The 17,307-nt window shown below is 57.0% G+C and carries 16 protein-coding genes and 1 tRNA gene; 12 read left to right on the top strand and 5 right to left on the bottom strand.

What is annotated here, in order from left to right; all coding sequences use genetic code 11:
* Positions 1-38 precede the first annotated feature (38 nt).
* From dapA to ACI7MX_RS12965, 5 genes are all read left to right on the top strand, one after another.
* On the top strand, positions 39-917 hold the full coding sequence (dapA, locus tag ACI7MX_RS12985) for a 4-hydroxy-tetrahydrodipicolinate synthase (protein WP_405587920.1): 879 nt from the start codon (positions 39-41) through the stop codon (positions 915-917).
* Between the two features lie 17 nt (positions 918-934).
* Positions 935-2,050 carry an outer membrane protein assembly factor BamC gene (bamC, locus tag ACI7MX_RS12980; protein ID WP_405587917.1) on the top strand — a complete coding sequence of 372 codons (1,116 nt, stop codon included), beginning with the start codon at positions 935-937 and terminating at the stop codon, positions 2,048-2,050.
* Between the two features lie 6 nt (positions 2,051-2,056).
* Positions 2,057-2,815 (top strand): MBL fold metallo-hydrolase, encoded by a 759-nt coding sequence (locus ACI7MX_RS12975; protein WP_314482014.1) that lies wholly within the window; start codon positions 2,057-2,059, stop codon positions 2,813-2,815.
* A gap of 28 nt (positions 2,816-2,843) precedes the next feature.
* Positions 2,844-3,557: a phosphoribosylaminoimidazolesuccinocarboxamide synthase gene (purC, locus tag ACI7MX_RS12970; protein WP_122781968.1), complete on the top strand. Its 714-nt coding sequence runs from the start codon at positions 2,844-2,846 to the stop codon at positions 3,555-3,557.
* Positions 3,558-3,649: 92 nt separating this feature from the next.
* Positions 3,650-3,739: transfer RNA gene (locus ACI7MX_RS12965), tRNA-Ser, on the top strand.
* Positions 3,740-4,244: 505 nt separating this feature from the next.
* Here ACI7MX_RS12965 and ACI7MX_RS12960 read toward each other — a convergent pair.
* Genes ACI7MX_RS12960 through ACI7MX_RS12950 form a run of 3 tightly spaced genes read right to left on the bottom strand, consistent with a single transcriptional unit; the run spans position 4,245 to position 7,014 of the window.
* Positions 4,245-5,273 (bottom strand): alpha/beta hydrolase, encoded by a 1,029-nt coding sequence (locus tag ACI7MX_RS12960; RefSeq protein WP_405587913.1) that lies wholly within the window; start codon positions 5,271-5,273, stop codon positions 4,245-4,247.
* Between the two features lie 25 nt (positions 5,274-5,298).
* Entirely contained in the window at positions 5,299-5,802 is a 504-nt protein-coding gene (locus ACI7MX_RS12955; RefSeq protein ID WP_405587910.1) for a cyclophilin-like fold protein, read from the bottom strand.
* A gap of 36 nt (positions 5,803-5,838) precedes the next feature.
* On the bottom strand, positions 5,839-7,014 hold the full coding sequence (locus ACI7MX_RS12950) for an MFS transporter (protein ID WP_405587907.1): 1,176 nt from the start codon (positions 7,012-7,014) through the stop codon (positions 5,839-5,841).
* 128 nt (positions 7,015-7,142) lie between these two features.
* Between ACI7MX_RS12950 and ACI7MX_RS12945 the strand changes: the two genes are divergently transcribed.
* Both ACI7MX_RS12945 and ACI7MX_RS12940 read left to right on the top strand, forming a co-directional pair.
* Positions 7,143-8,036, top strand: a complete 894-nt coding sequence (locus ACI7MX_RS12945; protein ID WP_405587904.1) for a LysR family transcriptional regulator — start codon at positions 7,143-7,145, stop codon at positions 8,034-8,036.
* A gap of 230 nt (positions 8,037-8,266) precedes the next feature.
* Positions 8,267-9,088, top strand: coding sequence for an alpha/beta fold hydrolase (locus ACI7MX_RS12940; protein ID WP_405587901.1), 822 nt, complete (start codon positions 8,267-8,269; stop codon positions 9,086-9,088).
* Positions 9,089-9,263: 175 nt separating this feature from the next.
* On the opposite strand, the gene ACI7MX_RS12935 is transcribed toward ACI7MX_RS12940, so the two are convergent.
* Positions 9,264-9,986, bottom strand: coding sequence for a pirin family protein (locus ACI7MX_RS12935; RefSeq protein ID WP_405587898.1), 723 nt, complete (start codon positions 9,984-9,986; stop codon positions 9,264-9,266).
* A 324-nt stretch (positions 9,987-10,310) separates the two neighbouring features.
* Here ACI7MX_RS12935 and ACI7MX_RS12930 point away from each other — a divergent pair, with 324 nt between their 5' ends.
* From ACI7MX_RS12930 to ycaC, 4 genes are all read left to right on the top strand, one after another.
* On the top strand, positions 10,311-11,135 hold the full coding sequence (locus ACI7MX_RS12930; protein ID WP_405587895.1) for an alpha/beta fold hydrolase: 825 nt from the start codon (positions 10,311-10,313) through the stop codon (positions 11,133-11,135).
* Positions 11,136-11,330: 195 nt separating this feature from the next.
* On the top strand, positions 11,331-11,918 hold the full coding sequence (locus ACI7MX_RS12925) for an antibiotic biosynthesis monooxygenase (protein ID WP_405587892.1): 588 nt from the start codon (positions 11,331-11,333) through the stop codon (positions 11,916-11,918).
* Positions 11,915-13,753, top strand: a complete 1,839-nt coding sequence (locus tag ACI7MX_RS12920; RefSeq protein ID WP_405587889.1) for an amidohydrolase — start codon at positions 11,915-11,917, stop codon at positions 13,751-13,753. The genes ACI7MX_RS12925 and ACI7MX_RS12920 overlap by 4 nt, the downstream gene beginning before the upstream one ends.
* Positions 13,754-13,790: 37 nt before the next feature.
* Positions 13,791-14,417, top strand: a complete 627-nt coding sequence (ycaC, locus tag ACI7MX_RS12915; protein WP_314482124.1) for an isochorismate family cysteine hydrolase YcaC — start codon at positions 13,791-13,793, stop codon at positions 14,415-14,417.
* 346 nt (positions 14,418-14,763) lie between these two features.
* On the opposite strand, the gene ACI7MX_RS12910 is transcribed toward ycaC, so the two are convergent.
* A complete protein-coding gene (locus tag ACI7MX_RS12910; RefSeq protein WP_405587886.1) occupies positions 14,764-16,191 on the bottom strand; it encodes a mechanosensitive ion channel domain-containing protein in 1,428 nt (475 codons plus the stop codon).
* A gap of 118 nt (positions 16,192-16,309) precedes the next feature.
* Between ACI7MX_RS12910 and ACI7MX_RS12905 the strand changes: the two genes are divergently transcribed.
* A complete protein-coding gene (locus ACI7MX_RS12905; protein WP_314482128.1) occupies positions 16,310-17,206 on the top strand; it encodes a LysR family transcriptional regulator in 897 nt (298 codons plus the stop codon).
* Positions 17,207-17,307 lie beyond the last annotated feature (101 nt).

Raw genomic sequence — 17,307 nt, 5'->3', positions numbered from 1 at the left:
TACCATTACGGCTCTCTTTTTCCGGCAGGAGCGGTTGCATGATTGCGGGCAGTATGGTGGCACTGGTCACACCGATGGATGCACAAGGTCGTCTGGACTGGGACGCTCTGAGCAAACTGGTGGACTTTCACCTGCAAGAGGGCACCAACGCCATTGTTGCCGTTGGCACTACAGGTGAATCGGCAACTCTGGATGTGAACGAACACATCGAAGTGATTCGTTTCGTCGTCAAACAGGTGGCAGGACGTATCCCGGTCATCGCGGGTACGGGTGCTAACTCGACGCGTGAAGCGATCGAACTGACCAAAAATGCAAAAGATGCTGGCGCCGATGCGTGCCTCTTGGTCACGCCGTACTACAACAAGCCGACCCAGGAAGGCTTGTATCAGCATTTCAAGGCCATCGCTGAAGCGGTCGCCATCCCGCAAATTCTTTACAACGTGCCGGGTCGTACGGCCTGCGACATGCTGCCCGCCACCGTTATTCGCCTGTCTACCGTGCCGAACATCATTGGCATCAAGGAAGCCACGGGTGATTTGACGCGTGTGCCCGCCATTCTGGCCGGCGTGAGCGATGAGTTTCTGGTGTACTCCGGTGATGACGCTACCGCAGTCGAGCTGATCCTGCTCGGCGGCAAGGGCAATATTTCGGTGACCGCCAACGTCGCCCCGCGCGCCATGAGTGACCTGTGTGCCGCCGCGATGAAGGGTGATGCTGCCACGGCTCGCGCGATTCACGAAAAGCTGATGCCGCTCAATAAGACTCTGTTTATCGAATCCAACCCTATCCCCGTGAAATGGGCGCTGCACGAGATGGGCCTGATGCCGGACGGTATCCGTCTGCCGCTCACCTGGCTCAGCGAACCCTGCCACGAACCGCTGCGTCAGGCTCTGCGCCAGTCCGGTGTTTTGGTTTAATTGAGGAAGCACTACGCATGAAGCGATTGGCCGGACTTTCCGCACTAGCCGTGATTATTTCGAGCACCAGCGGCTGCGGTTGGCTGTGGGGTCCAGAAGGTTACTTCCGTGACCGTGGCAGCGATTACCTGGAGGCGCAACAGACCGCGCCGATGATATTGCCGCCGGGTGTTCAGACAGACAAGCGCCTGGTGCCGCTGTTGCCGATCCCGAGCAACGTGCCCGATGACAACATCAAGGGCGAGTTCCAGGTGCCGCGTCCGCAGCCATTGGGCGCGATTGCCAGTGCCAGTGACTACACCCTGCAAAAAAGCGGCGACAACCGTTGGGTGATGGCGCAACACGTGCCGTCAGAAGTCTGGCCGGTGGCCATGCAGTTCTTCCAGGACAACGGTTTCCGTATCGACGAGCAGCGTCCGCAAACCGGCGAGTTCACCACGAGCTGGCAGCGTGCAGACGAGCTGTCGCAGCCAATGGCTCGGCACATCGCCAGCAGTGGCCTGTCGGCAGACAGCGAAACCCGTCTGCGGGTTCGCATCGAGCCGGGCGTTCAGCGCAACACCAGCGAAATTTACATCGTCAGCGCCAATCGCCCAGCGGGTAGCACCGCCAATGTTGATTTCGGTCAGCGGTCGGTGAATACCGGTCTGGATGCGGCATTGGTCGACGAAATGCTGATCAGCATGAGCCGTAACGCCGAGAAGGGCAGTTCGGTTTCGCTGGTGGCAGCACGTGATTTCGACACCCCGGCTCGCGTCAGCCTGAGCGAAGACGGTAACGGCAACCTGGTATTGAGCCTGAACGAAGACCTCGATCGCGCCTGGTCAAGTGTGGGTCGTGCGCTGGAGCAGGGTGAGTGGCGTGTAGAAGACATCAACCGCACCTTGGGTCTGTACTACATCAACCTCGCCGAAAAAGCCGAGAAGAAGGATGACAAGCCTGGGTTTATCTCCGGTCTCTTCGGCAGCAAACCGGACAAGGAAGAAGTGGAAGCACGCGCCCAGCGTTATCAGGTTCGTCTGAGCAAGGTTGGCGATACCGTGCAGGTCACTGTCGAAGAAAACATCAACAAAGTTGCACCGCCAGAAGTGGCTCGCAAAGTGTTGGGCGTTATCCAAGACAACCTGGGCTGATCATCTATGCGTTTTGCCGTTCTCGGCAGTGGTAGCCAAGGGAATGGCACGCTGATAGCCAGCGATAGCACGTATGTACTGGTCGATTGCGGTTTCTCTTTGCGAGAAACCGAGCGCCGCCTGGTTCGGTTGGGCGTCAGCCCACACCAACTGAGCGCGATTCTGGTGACCCACGAACATGCCGATCATGTGCATGGCGTGGGTTTGCTGTCTCGGCGTTACAATTTGCCGGTGTACATGAGCCGTGGCACACAGCGCGGGATGCGCAAACCGATTGAGCCTGCTGGTTACGTGGCGGGTGGCGAGACTTTGCAGATCGGCGCGCTGGAAATCAGCGTGACTCGGGTTGCCCATGATGCCCAAGAGCCTACGCAATACGTTTTCAGTGACGGTCAGCGGCGTTTTGGCTTGCTGACCGATCTGGGTTCGTACTGCGCTGGCGTATTGGCCAGTTACAGCAACCTCAACGCGCTGATGATCGAGTCCAACCACTGCCGCGACCTGCTTGCCCGTGGCCATTACCCTGCGTTTCTCAAGCAGCGTGTTGGCGGCCAGGAAGGACATTTGAACAACCACCAGGCTGCAAACCTGGTGGCCGAGTTGGGCTGGCAAGACCTGCAACATCTGGTGTTGGCCCACCTGAGCAGCAAGAACAACCTGCCGCAGCTGGCCCGGCAATGTTTCGTCGACACCCTTGGGTGCGACCCGGACTGGCTGCAACTGGCCGATCAAGATTCAGGGCTCGACTGGCGCACAATCGCCTAGCCCACCTACTTAGCATGCGGAGCCCATCATGGAAAAACGTGAAGAACTCTATCGCGGTAAAGCGAAATCGGTTTACACCACCGACGACGCAAACCGCTTGATCCTGTTGTTTCGTAACGACACTTCGGCGTTCGACGGCAAGCGCATCGAACAGCTCGACCGTAAAGGTATGGTGAACAACAAGTTCAACGCCTTCATCATGCAGAAACTCGAAGAGGCCGGCGTGCCGACTCAATTCGACAAACTGTTGGGCGACAACGAATGCCTGGTGAAAAAACTCGACATGATTCCGGTCGAGTGCGTTGTGCGTAACTACGCTGCCGGTAGCCTGGTCAAGCGCCTGGGTGTGGAAGAGGGCATGAAGCTCAACCCTTACACCTTTGAGCTGTTTCTGAAAGACGACGCCAAAGGCGACCCGTTCATCAACGAATCCCACGTTGTGGCATTTGGTTGGGGCACGGCTGAACAACTGGTGCGCATGAAAGAGCTGTCCCTGAAGGTCAACGACGTATTGAACAAACTGTTCGACGACGCTGGCTTGCTGCTGGTGGACTTCAAGCTCGAATTCGGCGTATTCCACGATGGCAGCATCGTGTTAGGCGACGAATTCAGCCCGGACGGCTGCCGCCTGTGGGACAAAGCCACTGGCAAGAAAATGGACAAAGACCGTTTCCGTCAGGGCTTGGGTGACGTGATCGAAGCGTACGAAGAAGTTGCACAGCGCCTCGGCGTCCCGCTTTAAGCCTTAAAGGCGCGCAAGCAACTGATAGCACGCGGTTTTTTTGAAATAAGGCTTTGCCAGATTCGAAAACCGCTGTTATTATTCGCGCCGTTGGAGAGATGCCAGAGTGGCCGAATGGGACGGATTCGAAATCCGTTGTACCTTCACCGGTACCTAGGGTTCGAATCCCTATCTCTCCGCCATTATTGAACAAGACTAAGCCCCTGAAATGGTTAAACATTTCAGGGGCTTTTTCGTTTCCGGGGTTTCATTTAGGACAGTAGTCGACACCTTCCGTTCTCTCTTAAGGATTTGGTGATGAGACATCAGGCGGTAGTTTTAAGTACGCAGTGGGTCTTTTCGATTGCAATATCGCGCACTGCAGTTGCTGCGGATGACTCCGCTAAAGTGATTCTGTCTGCTGAAGCATTCACGTACGCACAGCTCATGGCTCAGCGGGCAGAGCCAATGCCTAGGTTGATGCGTTAAAATTTGCGCCAGTTTTATTCAAAATGTCTTGCCCGAATCGTTTTTTTACTCCATGCGTAATTGCATGGAATTGACTACCTATTTGCATTCGACTTGACCCATTGTTTGCCTGGGATCTGACTAGCCCGTGGGGTGGGCCTTGACCGGCAGAAATCGGCCAGAAGTGGACGTTAAACAAACACCGTTTCAGCCGAAATTGTTAATTCAATCTCACTACCATCACTTCAAATTACTCTGAAAAAAGCTCGCTAGCTTGTCAAAAGGAATGAGGTCTACGCGATCATAAAGGTCAACATGGCCAGCGCCAGGAATGATGAGGAGCTCCTTGGGTTGACCCGCAAGCTTGTAGGCTTCTTCGCTAAACTCTCTGGAGTGGGCATCGGCTCCGGTAATAAACAGCATCGGACGAGGTGAGATCGTCTCAATGTCATTGAACGGGTAGAAGTTCATGAACTTGATGTTGCTGGTCAACGTCGGGTGGGTGGTCAGCGCTTTGGACGAGCTAGCGGGCGTGTATTCGCCTCGTGGCGTGCGATAGAAATCATAGAACTCTCGCTGGATCGGGTGAGTATTCTCGTCCAGTTGGTGCACCGTGCCGCTCGTGTAGAGGGTTTCACCGCCCGTGAACTCTACATACCGCTGCTGTGCGGCCTGCGTGATGATCTCTTTGCGTTGCTCAAGCGTCTGTCCATGCTTCAAGCCATTACGATTGGCTGCGCCCATGTCGTACATGCTGACCGTTGCGATGGCTTTCATACGTGGGTCAATCTTGGCTGCGCTGATAACAAAGCTGCCGCTCCCGCAGATGCCGAGTGCGCCTATGCGCTCTTTATCGATAAAAGGCCGGGTGCCGAGAAAATCCACCGCTGCGCTGAAGTCCTCGGCATAAATGTCCGGCGATACTGCATTGCGTGGCAGCCCCTCGCTTTCGCCCCAGAATGAAAGATCCAGTGACAGTGTCACAAAGCCTTTTTCTGCCAGTTTAGTGGCATACAGATTAGCGCTTTGCTCCTTGACCGCGCCCATCGGATGGCCAACAACAATCGCAGGGCTTTTGGTGTTGGCGTCGAGGTTTTTAGGGATGAACAGATTGCCTGACACGTTCATTTGGTACTGGTTTTTGAAATTGACCTTCTGCACGGTCACTTTGTCGCTGGTATAGAAGTTATCTGCGCCGTTGGACATATCGGCTCCTATTGCTGAGAGTGAACTGACAAAAAGCGTTAATAAAACAATAAGCTTTTTCATTGGAATTCCTATCGATGCAGAGTAGTCAGTATTGGGAGAACGTCACTTTCACGGCATGTCGGCCTAGCACTTGTGCCAGGTTCGCGGTGTCGTCCACACGTCCAAGGCGTGTGTATGCGTATGTCGATTTAAAGGTCGAATAGAAAACAACTAGGGTGTCCGTGCCATATAGCATCAGATCACCCGCGTGGATCGTTCCCGGTTTGCTCGCCTTGAAGGGCAGGGCTCCAGGAAGGCTGGCGTATTTCTCATTGCTGTTGAGATCGCTCATCTCTAGCGTCAGTGGCAGGAGCGTGACAAACGCACGAGCGGCTGCGTTGTCGGTCAAGGTAATGGCGAAGCGTTGTTCGCCGACGGTCATCCACATGCGAGATTTCTCCGTATTCGAAGACGCCGACGGGGCATCATTCATCATGATGTAGCTGCCAAGTACGAGAGCGGAATACAACAAGCTTGGCCAACGAAATGGACGCTTGCCCCGGACCTGATGCAGGTTGATGTTTGAGGTGCGGTGAATGCTGAGTGCCATACCCATCTCCCGGATCGTTGCCGGTTAAGCAGTTCGTTAGGGTGTCGAATGTGACGTCAGCATAGTTATCACTGCGCCCAGCAGGAGCACGACTGCGCTAGCGATAAAAGTGCTCTGATAGCCGTGACTATCGAACAGCATTCCACCCACGGTTGAGCCCAGAGCAATGGACAGTTGAATCACGGCCACCATCAGGCCGCCGCCAGCCTCGGCATTATTAGGCATGGCCTGTGCGATCCAGCTCCACCAGCCCACTGGGGCCGCAGTCGCCAACAGCCCCCATAAGCCCAGTAGTGCAGCAACAACGATGATCGAGTGGCCAAAAGGGATCAGTGTCAGAGCGATCAAGGCCATCAAGACCGGAATGACTATCAATGTCTGGAACAGGCTGCGCCTCAGAACGCGGCCGATGATTAGGGTGCCGATAAAGCCTGCCGCACCGATCACCAGTAAGATCAACGACAACGTGGATACATCGACGCGCGTTACCGTTTCAAGGAAAGGCCGCAGGTAGGTAAATAGCGCAAACTGCCCCATGAAGAAGGCCCCGCAACCGACCATGCCCAGCACCACTGATCGATTCTTGAACAGTTTGAACACATTTCCGGCGCCTGGTTTGCGCGGTTCCACCGGCATGGGCGGCAGGCTGATGAGCATCCAGACGAGAGCAATCGCCGCGACGGGCACCACACAGAAAAAAGCCCCGCGCCAGCCAATAATGGAGCCCAGATAACTGCCCAGCGGTGCGGCAACTACGGTAGCCAGCGCGTTACCACCATTGAAGATGGCCAACGCCTTCGACACCTGCGGGGCGGGTACCAAGCGCATGGCCGTCGCCGCGGACATCGCCCAGAAACCGCCAATGACCACACCGATGAGCGCACGGCCGACCATGTAAGTTTGATAGTCGGGGGCCAGCCCGACGATCAAGCCCGAGACAGCCATCAACCCGGCCAGTGCCAACAGCAGCAGCTTGCGATCGAGGGTTCTGGCAAGCCACGAGATCGACAGACTGGTCAGCACGGCAAATGCTCCGGAAATCGCAATGCCTTGCCCGGCCATCCCTTCGCTAACCTGAAGATCAACGGCCATCGGCGTCAACAGGCTGACAGGCATGAACTCAGAAGCGATCAGGGCGAAAACACACAGCGTCATTGCAAAGACACCGCTCCAGTAGGCGGGAGTCTCGTTGTTGGTTGAAACAGTGGCCATTGGGGCCTCACGGTTAATCGTATTCATGCCCGTAATGGTGACGAACGAATACTCACGCGACTAGCTAATGAATGCTTAACAAGGCTATAAGTGCAACTAATTAATAGCTGTAAAAGGTGCTGCATTCCATGGTCAGAGGAAACCTCAACGATCTGCTTTCATTCGTGACAGTGGCGCGCGAAGGCAGCTTCACCCGTGCCGCCGGGGTGCAGGGCGTTACCCAGTCGGCACTGAGCCAAGCCATCAGTGGTCTGGAAGCGCGCCTGCAAATCAGGTTGCTGACGCGCACCACCCGAAGCGTTTCTGCGACTGTCGCGGGCGAGCGACTGCTGCAAGCGATCGGTAATCGCTTCGATGAAATCGAGGCAGAGCTGGATAACCTGACGCAAATGCGCGACAAGCCTGCGGGCACCGTACGTATCACCTGCGGCGATCATGTTCTGCGCACCACGTTACTACCCAAGCTCACTGCGCTGCTCCACGAATACCCGGACATCAACGTTGAGTTCGACGTGAATTACGGATTCAGGAACATCGTGGCGGATCGTTTTGATGCAGGTGTGCGCCTAGGTGACACCATCGACAAAGACATGATCGCAGTCCCGATAGGCCCGCCATTGCGGATGGCTGCTGTCTCCGTGCCAGGGTACTTTGCCAGCCGTGGCATTCCCGAAAACCCGCGCGACCTGATGAACCATAGCTGTATCAACCAGCGTATGCAGACATCTGGCGGGCTCTATGTTTGGGACTTTGAGCAGCAAGGCAAGCAAGTAAACGTGCGTGTAGACGGCCAGCTCATTTTCAACACGTCGACCCATATCGTGGATGCGGCCTTGGCCGGGCTTGGCATTGCCTACCTGCCAGAAGAGGAGTTTGAACCGCACCTACGCGAAGGCAGGCTGGAGCGGGTACTGGAAGATTGGTGCCCACCGTTCTCTGGCTACTATTTGTATTACCCCAGCCGTCGACAACCATCACCCGCCTTTACACTGGTTGCCAATGCATTGCGCAAAGCTGAGTAGAGGAGACGGACTTCTGGGGCCTGTGGGTGGCTACTCCGTTTTATCTCGCTACGGGCCCGTGCGCTCACCCGAAAACTCCGTCTACAAACCCCTCTTATGGCTAGGTCGTTGAGCTTCCTGTTCAAGTGCAACGCTCTTAAGTACTGACACACATTACAACTACCTAAAATTGACTGTCGATCGATCACGCCACAGTCTATCTGCTCCCTTTTTTGCACAGGAGACAGTCGATGCCTTTCGTAACGGTTGACGGACAACCTCTTCACTACATTGATCAAGGTACTGGCCCGACCGTACTGCTGGCGGGTAGCTATCTATGGGATCAGGCCATGTGGTCACCGCAGATAACTGCGCTTTCGCGACAGTATCGAGTGCTTGCCCTGGACCTCTGGGGGCATGGCCAATCCGGAAAACTTCCTGACGGCACCACCTCGTTGGATGATCTGGCGCGTCAAGCTTTAGCATTGCTTGATCATCTGCAGATCGATCAGGTGTCTCTGGTTGGGTTGTCGGTGGGTGGTATGTGGGGCGTGCGTTTGGCGCTGTCGGAGCCGCAGAGGCTTAACGGTTTGGTGCTGATGGACACTTACCTCGGCGTTGAACCCGAGCCGACTCGTCAATACTATTTCTCATTGTTAAAACAGATCGAAGACGCCGGTGATATCGCTCCGCCTATGCTGGACATCGTAGTGCCGATTTTCTTCCGTCCGGGTATCGATCCACAGTCGGCGCTGTATCAGGATTTTCGCGCGTCATTGGCGGCGTTACCTGCCGAACGTCTGCGTGAAAGCATCGTGCCGATGGGGCGAATGACATTTGGACGGGATGACCAATTGGCACGCCTGGACGAATTGAATCCTCAAACCACGCTGGTGATGTGTGGCGATCAGGACGCGCCACGGCCCCCGTCGGAAGCTCGGGAAATGGCCGAATTGATTGGTTGCCCCTGTGTGCTGGTGCCGGAAGCAGGGCACATCTCTAATCTGGAGAATCCGGGGTTTGTGACGCAGGCGTTATTGAAGTTTTTGGCTGAGAGACATTCATCGATTTAACGGGCGTACAGGCTCGAAATGCCTACGATCCAGGTACAGTCCCCCCCCCTTAAATGCGTGTACAACCTGGCCTAATCACGGGGCTTTGATGAAAACCACTCCACCCTGAAAGGGATAAACCTTTCAGGGGTTTTAAGTGTGCATCGCTTCTGTATGTCACTCGACAGACAAGCCATCACGGCATTTGCGGCAGTTCTTGTGCGCGCAAATCGAACACCAGCACTTCGGCGTTGATGCCGTTACTCAACGTCAGCAGTTGCTCTTCACGTACCCGCACGCCATCACCTGCCTGAAGTTGCAGGCCGTTAAGCTGAACGCTGCCGCTGGCCACATGCACATAGGCGTAGCGATTGGCCGCGAGTTTCAGCGTGGCAGTTTCATCGCCGTCGATCAGGGCGGCGTAGACGCGCGCATCCTGACGCACGAGCAGCGATCCCTCCTCACCCGTCGGTGAGATGATCAGTTGCAGGCGTCCGCGTTTCTTTTCTGCGCTGAAGTGCTCCTGTTGATAACGCGGTGTGGCACCGCTGACCTCTGGCACGATCCAGATTTGCAGAAAGTGCACAGGCTGAGTAGCCGAGTGGTTGTACTCGCTGTGTGCCACGCCGCTGCCTGCGCTCATCAACTGCACGTCACCCGGACGGATCACCGAGCCGGTGCCCAGCGTGTCTTTATGCTCCAACGCGCCTTCGAGCACGTAAGAAAAAATTTCCATGTCGCGGTGCGGGTGTTGACCGAAGCCTTTGCCCGGCGCGACGCGATCATCATTGATGACCAGCAGGTCAGAGAAACCCTGTTGATTCAGATCGCGATAGTTGGCGAATGAGAACGTGTGGAAGGATTTCAACCAACCATGGTCGGCGGCGCCGCGATCCGAAGCTTTGCGAAGAGTCAGCATGATGAAATCTCCTGAGGGGACGTGGATGAGTCCGAGTGAGGAGAAGCTTAAGGGTTATCAGGCCGCGTAATAAGACGGTGTAAATGGAAAGACTGTCCTCTTTGAGTGGACAGTCTTGAGGGGTGGAACCCATGTTTATTGCGATCTTGCCCATTCAGTTTCTTGACTACACTTGTGTGCCGCATCCTGTTTTCAGTGCTGCCTGCTGACGCAATAAACGGCGTGTTTGGTTTTATCAACAGAGCGGCGTTCATCACACCCATCGCTCGCCCTCTATTACCAGAAGACTGACAGCTGCCTTCCCGGCACAAGGATGAACACGTCATGAGCACTTTCACTACCCGCGACGGCACCGAGATTTACTACAAAGATTGGGGTTCTGGGCAGCCCATCGTTTTCAGCCACGGTTGGCCGCTCAATGCGGATAGTTGGGAATCGCAGATGATGTTTCTGGCGTCCAAAGGCTATCGGGTGATTGCCCACGACCGCCGCGGGCATGGCCGCTCCAGTCAGCCATGGACAGGCAACGACATGGACACCTACGCCGAAGATCTGGCCCAGTTGATCGCGCGACTCGATTTGCAACGGGTGGTGTTGTTCGGTTTCTCCACGGGGGGCGGTGAAGTCGCGCGCTACATTGGCCGTCATGGCACGGCCCGGGTGGCCAAAGCGGGGCTGATTTCGTCTGTGCCGCCTTTGATGCTTAAGACTGAAGCCAACCCCAAAGGCTTGCCGATTGAAGTATTTGACGAAATGCGTCAGGCCTCACTCGCCGACCGCTCGCAGTTGTATCTGGACTTGGCCAGCGGTCCGTTCTTTGGTTTCAACAAGCCGGGTGCCAAAGCTTCGCAGGGGATGATCGACTGGTTCTGGATGCAGGGCATGACCAGCGGCCACAAAAATGCTTACGACTGCATCAAGGCCTTTTCTGAGACAGACTTCACCGAAGACTTGAAAAAATTCGACATCCCGACGCTCGTTGTACACGGCGATGCTGACCAAGTGGTGCCCATCGAAGCGGCCGGGATTGCGTCGGCCGCGTTGATCAAGGGGTCGACGCTGAAAATTTACCCCGGCGCGCCACACGGGTTGACCGACACCCACAAGGACCAACTGAACGCCGATCTGCTGGCGTTTCTCAAGGCTTGAGTCACAGTTTTCGCTAAAACGGAGTCGCTGACGAGGTACGAGGCTGCGATCCAGTGCGAAGCGCTCGCAAAACCGGTGAAGGCGGTCAATTTTTAGCGCCGCGTTATCGGGTTTTACGACGACTTCGTCGCCGATCGCAGCCTCGTACCTCGACAGCGGCTACAGAGCGTGTTCAGAGTGATGGAACCTTGCGCAATGGCTGACACCAACGAGATGGAGGTCGTGACCCTGGTGATAAAACATCGGGTCAAGGCCGGTTTTGAGGCCGCTTACAAAACCTGGTTGCGCAACATCGTGCGCATCGCCGGGCAATGGGAAGGCCACTTGGGTGTGGATGTGGTGCCCGGCAAGCAGTCCGGCCTCGATACCTACACCTGCATCCTGCGTTTCTGTTCCACCGACGCCATGCAACGCTGGCTCGACTCGCCCCAGCGCCGTGAGTTGGTCAATGAAGTCCTGCCCATGCTGGCGGACGGCGACCAGACCGAAGTGAATCCGGCCAACGAGTTCTGGTTTACGCCGCCGAACGAAACCCGTTCGCCACCCCCTCGCTACAAGCAAGCGGCGCTGACGCTGTTGGTGATATTCCCGCACACCTTGCTGGTGCCGATGATCTGGAAGCCCTTACTGGCCTTTAGCCCGGTGCTGTCCAACTACGTAGTCGCCACCTTTGTGATTACGCTGACCATCGTGTTGTCGGTGGTTTATCTGTTTATGCCCATGGCGACGCGTGTGTTCGCGCCTTGGCTGACGTCATCCACTGAGCCCAAGGAAACGCGATGAGTGCCGATCTGATTTTGTTCAATGGTCAATTTCATACCGTTGACCGCGAAAACCCGCGTGCCAGTGCCGTGGCCATCAGCGATGGCCGTTTTGTAGCGGTGGGCACCGATGCGCAGGTCATGGGCTTGCGCGGTGCAGGCACACAGGTCATCGACCTCAAAGGCCGCTGCGTCATTCCCGGCCTCAATGACTCGCACTTGCACCTGATCCGTGGCGGCTTGAACTACAACCTTGAGCTGCGCTGGGAGGGTGTGCCGTCGCTGGCCGATGCCCTTCGTCTATTAAAAGAACAGGCGGATCGCACCCCGACCCCGCAATGGGTGCGTGTTGTCGGTGGCTGGAATGAATTCCAGTTCGCCGAAAAACGCCTGCCGACGCTTGAAGAACTCAATCAGGCTGCACCGGATACCCCCGTGTTTGTCCTGCACCTGTATGACCGTGCTTTGCTCAACCGGGCCGCGCTGCGGGTGGCGGGTTACACCCGCGACACGCCGAACCCGCCGGGCGGCGAGATTGTGCGCGATGCCAATGGCAACCCGACCGGCATGCTGGTGGCGCGGCCCAACGCGATGATTCTGTATTCAACGCTGGCCAAGGGGCCAAAGCTGCCGCTGGAGTATCAGGTCAACTCGACCCGCCAATTTATGCGCGAACTCAACCGTCTCGGTCTCACCAGTGCGATTGATGCGGGGGGCGGCTTTCAGAACTACCCCGATGATTATCAAGTCATCGAGCAGTTGGCCAAGGATCAGCAACTGACAATTCGCATCGCCTACAACTTGTTCACGCAAAAGCCTAAAGAAGAGTTGAGCGACTTCAAGAACTGGACGAGCAGCGTGACCCTGCACCAGGGCGATGATTACCTGCGGCATAACGGGGCCGGGGAGATGCTGGTGTTCTCGGCCGCAGACTTTGAAGACTTCCTTGAACCGCGCCCGGATTTGCCGCAGAGCATGGAAGACGAGCTGGAGCCGGTGGTGCGCCATTTGGTCGAGCAGCGCTGGCCGTTCCGCTTGCATGCCACCTACAACGAATCCATCAACCGCATGCTCGACGTGTTCGAGAAGGTCAACCGCGATATTCCGTTCAATGGCCTGCCGTGGTTCTTCGATCACGCCGAAACCATTACCCCGCAAAACATCGAGCGGGTGAGGGCGCTTGGCGGCGGGATTGCCATTCAAGACCGCATGGCGTTTCAGGGTGAATATTTCGTCGAACGTTACGGCGCCAAAGCAGCTGAAGCTACGCCGCCTATCAAGCGGATGCTGGCCGAGGGCGTGCCGGTGGGCGCGGGCACCGATGCGACGCGGGTGTCCAGCTATAACCCATGGACCTCACTGTACTGGATGGTCAGCGGCCGCACCGTAGGCGGTCTGGAACTGCACGCCGAGGGCCTGTCCCGGCTCACGGCACTCGAACTGTTTACCCACGGCAGCGCCTGGTTTTCGTCCGAGCAGGGCAAGAAAGGCCAGATCAAAGTCGGTCAATTGGCGGATCTCGCCGCCTTGAGCGCGGACTTTTTCAGTGTCGACGAAGAAGCCATCAAGTGGATCGAATCCGTACTCACCTTGGTCGGCGGTAAGGTGGTGTATGCCGCTGACGATTTTGAAACACTCGGCCCGGCCCGCGTGCCGGTGTTGCCGGATTGGTCGCCGGTGGTCAAGGTTCCCGGACATTGGCGTCCCCATTCACCCCTGCAGGCGCAGGCCCACCAGTGCAGCGGGCCTTGCGGCGTGCATGCCCACCGTCACGAAACAGCTCGTTTATCCAACGCGCCGGTCAGCGACTTCGCCGGTTTTTGGGGCGCCTTTGGTTGCTCGTGCTTCGCATTTTGATGCAGTGCTTTAACACCCATCCCTCAAGGAGTTTTATATGAGCAATGTTCCGTACAAACGCCTCAATAAAGATGACGCCGTGGTGTTGCTGGTCGATCACCAGACCGGTTTGATTTCGCTGGTGCAGGATTTTTCGCCCAATGAATTCAAAAACAACGTGCTGGCGCTGGGTGACGTGGCCAAGTTTTTCAAACTGCCGACCATCCTCACCACCAGTTTTGAAAGCGGCCCCAACGGCCCAATGGTGCCCGAGCTCAAAGAACAGTTCCCGGACGCGCCCTACATCCCACGGCCCGGTCAGATCAATGCTTGGGACAACGAAGATTTCGTTAATGCGATCAAGGCCACGGGCCGCAAACAACTGATCATTGCGGGCGTTGTGACCGACGTGTGCGTGACATTCCCGACCCTGTCGGCGCTGGCCGAAGGGTATGACGTGTTTGTCGTGACCGATGCCTCGGGCACCTTTAACACGGCCGTTCAGCAAGCGGCATGGGCACGCATGACGGCGGCGGGCGCGCAATTGATGAACTGGTTCTCGGTGGCGTGCGAGCTGCAAGGGGACTGGCGCAACGACATGGAAGGCTTGGCCAACTTGCTGTCCCAGCGTATTCCCAACTACCGCAACCTGATCAACAGCTACACCGTACTCACGGCCAAGTAAGTGGGCTGAGGGGGGCGTCGTGCCCCCTTTACTTAGCGGATGCCGAAGGCGCCAGGCTGAGCTCCATAGCCAAGCGATTGTAAAACCCAAGTACGCGGTGTGTGCGTCATACAGTGCGTACCGGTTTTGCGACGACTTCGTCACGCAGCCTCGTTCCTTTGGCAGTTGCTACGGCCTGTTGAGAAGGTCGCACACATCAACCTAAATCCAGAATGTCGCCGGTATAACAGCCCGTGAAAGTTTCAGTCTTAAGCAGCGGGTCTTTGCGCTCTGCTCAAATTCACGGGGCTTTCTCCCTCTTCGAAGGGCCCGGTCTCATGCCAGTCGATGCGGGTTTTCGCACGCTTCAGCGTGTCTGCAACCAGCTTAAAAACCCGCCTTTTTTGATCGGCGCCGGGGCGGCCATCAAGGCCGAGCGGCTGCTTTGCTCGCGCACGGCCTTCAAGGTGTTCAAGGCGCGCCCCACGTCTGCCCGTTGCGCGATGCATTCACGGGTCAGGGACTTGTCGATCCGGTAAATGAGGGTGGAGGTCAATGGGGTGAAGGTCGCCTGTGACGGTGCGTCGGCGAGCACGCTCTCTTCGCCCATGATTTCTCCCGGCCCCATACGCCCGGCTTCAACGGGTCCCGAAGCCCCGGCCACGCTGACACTGATAACGCCCGTGGCGATGATCATCAGGCTGTCCGGCACTTCGTCCACGCTCAGCACCACCTGCCCGGCGGCGTAGGTTTGGGCCACCATGGAGCGCGCAATCTGGTCGCGCTCGTCTTCACTGAGCGAGCGAAAAATTTTCACCTCGTCCAGCAACGTGCGGGCGCGACTCGCAGGTTCAATCACGCCGTCTGGCTGACGCGAAATGCCGGCGGCCTCCAGATGGCGATGGGCGAGGTCGTAGAGTTGATTACGCACCTCACCTTTGAGCGCCAAATCAGCGATAAACCCGCTGATGACGTATTCGGACAGGTTCTCCCCAGCGTCCTTGAGCAACGCTTTAGGCGCCGGGTTCAGCAACAAACGGCTGCTGCCCTGTAGCGTACGCTCCAGCGCATCCAGTACCCGGCGCGGACGAATATGGTTGGGCACCTGCAGGCTGATCGACACCCCGTGAAGGTTGACCGGTCGGCTCAGGTTGACGATTTTGGCCTTGGCCGCCACCGAGTTCGGCACCACGGCCGTGCTGCCGGCGCTGGTCAGCAGGTGAGTGGCGCGCCAGTCGATGTCCAGTACCTTGCCTTCAACCCCGTCGATCATGACCCAGTCGTCGACTTGATACGGTTTGGTGGTGTTGAGCACGATGCCGGAGAACACGTCGCTCAAGGTGCTCTGCAAGGCCAGGCCGATAACGATGGCCACCACGCCGGAGGTGGCCAGCAAACCCTTTATCGGGAGTTCCAACACGTAGGCCGCAGCGGCTACGATGGCCGCCAGAAACACCAGTGCACCGATCACATCCTGCAACAAGCGACCGCTGTGACCAATGCGCCGCATCAGCGCCAGGCCGATCATTTCAGTGAGCACCCGCGCTGCATACAGCCACCACAGAATGCTCAATGCCGTGGCGCCCACTTGCATCACGGGGTCATCAGTAAACAATGGGGCCTGCAACGGACTGACCCCAGCGTTGATAACCACTGCGCTGAACAGCATAAACAGCCCCAGTCGCAAACCCACCCGCAGCAGCCGTTGCTTGAATGGCTGAACGTGCCAGAGCAGGGTGTCGAGCATCAGCAACAGGGCACCCACGGACAGCGGATGAGCGAGGAGAAAGGGCATGGGCACACTCCAGAGGCTAGCGAGGTGGGGTGATGGGAGACGGTGAACACAGACTAGTCAGGTGTTGCAGAAGGAAAAAGCGGCTATAAAGGGTTTAACTGTCTACCAGGTTGGGACAATGAACCCGTTTGAAGATATGCGTATTTTTTGTCAGGTCGTTGACTCGGGCAGTTTCACGGCCGCCGCCGACCAATTGGACCTCTCCAAACAATTTGTCAGCCGCCGTGTGATGCAATTGGAGGAGCGACTGGGGGTGCGGTTGCTCAATCGCTCTACCCGACGGCTGGACGTCACGCCTTTAGGGCAGACGTATTACGACTCGGCCATGCGCCTGCTCAATGACGTGGAGCAGATGGAGCAAGGGATTGCCGGGCAAACCAGTGAACCGCGCGGCACCTTGCGCCTGAGTGCACCGTTATCCTTTGCGATGGCCCATTTAGGCTGTCTGCTGCCGTTGTTTCTACAACGCTACAGCGACGTCGCCGTGGAAGTGGACCTGACCGACCGGCCAGTAGACTTGCTCAGTGAAGGGTACGACCTGGCATTGCGCATTGGCGTGCTTGAAGACTCGACACTGATTGCCCGGCGCATCGCCACTATCGACCGTGTGTACTGCGCCAGCCCGGCTTATCTGGCGCAGCGCGGAACACCGCGTGTACCTGCAGACGTGCACAGCCATGACTGCCTGCCTTATGGTCATGGCCGCCAAGTACCCTGGCGGTTTGAAGAGGCCGGCAAGCCATTGACCCTTCACGTCAGCGGGCGCATGCGGGTCAATAATGGTGAATTGTTGAGGGACGCGGCCATCGCGGGCTTGGGTTTGACCTATCTGCCGACGTTTATTGTCGGCGCTGCCCTTGAGGATGGGCGGCTGGTGCGGGTGCTGGACGATTTTCGCAGCGCGCCACTGGCCCTCTCGGCAGTGTATCCGCAGCACCGCCAGCGCTCTCTGGCCGTTCAGGCCTTGATTGAATTTCTGCGTGAACGACTGGATCAGACCCAAGAATCTTTATAGGCAGAGGTGCGCAAATAGGTTGTGTAGCCGCTGACGAGGAACGAGGCTGCGATTGGGCGCGTAGCGTCCCTATAACCTGAGCGCTCAATGTACCTGACACA

Origin of the sequence: Pseudomonas sp. 2024-210 (assembly GCF_045062345.1) — a bacterium.
Taxonomy (GTDB): domain Bacteria; phylum Pseudomonadota; class Gammaproteobacteria; order Pseudomonadales; family Pseudomonadaceae; genus Aquipseudomonas.
Note: the sequence above shows the minus strand (reverse complement) of the source record. Positions and strands in the feature narration are given on the sequence as shown.

Excerpts from the sequence above, each read along its gene's own strand:
- dapA (WP_405587920.1), top strand. The coding sequence starts at position 39 with ATGATTGCGGGCAGTATGGTGGCACTGGTCACACCGATGGATGCACAA.
- bamC (WP_405587917.1), top strand. The coding sequence starts at position 935 with ATGAAGCGATTGGCCGGACTTTCCGCACTAGCCGTGATTATTTCGAGC.
- ACI7MX_RS12975 (WP_314482014.1), top strand. The coding sequence starts at position 2,057 with ATGCGTTTTGCCGTTCTCGGCAGTGGTAGCCAAGGGAATGGCACGCTG.
- purC (WP_122781968.1), top strand. The coding sequence starts at position 2,844 with ATGGAAAAACGTGAAGAACTCTATCGCGGTAAAGCGAAATCGGTTTAC.
- ACI7MX_RS12960 (WP_405587913.1), bottom strand. The coding sequence starts at position 5,273 with ATGAAAAAGCTTATTGTTTTATTAACGCTTTTTGTCAGTTCACTCTCA.
- ACI7MX_RS12955 (WP_405587910.1), bottom strand. The coding sequence starts at position 5,802 with ATGGCACTCAGCATTCACCGCACCTCAAACATCAACCTGCATCAGGTC.
- ACI7MX_RS12950 (WP_405587907.1), bottom strand. The coding sequence starts at position 7,014 with ATGGCCACTGTTTCAACCAACAACGAGACTCCCGCCTACTGGAGCGGT.
- ACI7MX_RS12945 (WP_405587904.1), top strand. The coding sequence starts at position 7,143 with ATGGTCAGAGGAAACCTCAACGATCTGCTTTCATTCGTGACAGTGGCG.
- ACI7MX_RS12940 (WP_405587901.1), top strand. The coding sequence starts at position 8,267 with ATGCCTTTCGTAACGGTTGACGGACAACCTCTTCACTACATTGATCAA.
- ACI7MX_RS12935 (WP_405587898.1), bottom strand. The coding sequence starts at position 9,986 with ATGCTGACTCTTCGCAAAGCTTCGGATCGCGGCGCCGCCGACCATGGT.
- ACI7MX_RS12930 (WP_405587895.1), top strand. The coding sequence starts at position 10,311 with ATGAGCACTTTCACTACCCGCGACGGCACCGAGATTTACTACAAAGAT.
- ACI7MX_RS12925 (WP_405587892.1), top strand. The coding sequence starts at position 11,331 with ATGGCTGACACCAACGAGATGGAGGTCGTGACCCTGGTGATAAAACAT.
- ACI7MX_RS12920 (WP_405587889.1), top strand. The coding sequence starts at position 11,915 with ATGAGTGCCGATCTGATTTTGTTCAATGGTCAATTTCATACCGTTGAC.
- ycaC (WP_314482124.1), top strand. The coding sequence starts at position 13,791 with ATGAGCAATGTTCCGTACAAACGCCTCAATAAAGATGACGCCGTGGTG.
- ACI7MX_RS12910 (WP_405587886.1), bottom strand. The coding sequence starts at position 16,191 with ATGCCCTTTCTCCTCGCTCATCCGCTGTCCGTGGGTGCCCTGTTGCTG.
- ACI7MX_RS12905 (WP_314482128.1), top strand. The coding sequence starts at position 16,310 with ATGAACCCGTTTGAAGATATGCGTATTTTTTGTCAGGTCGTTGACTCG.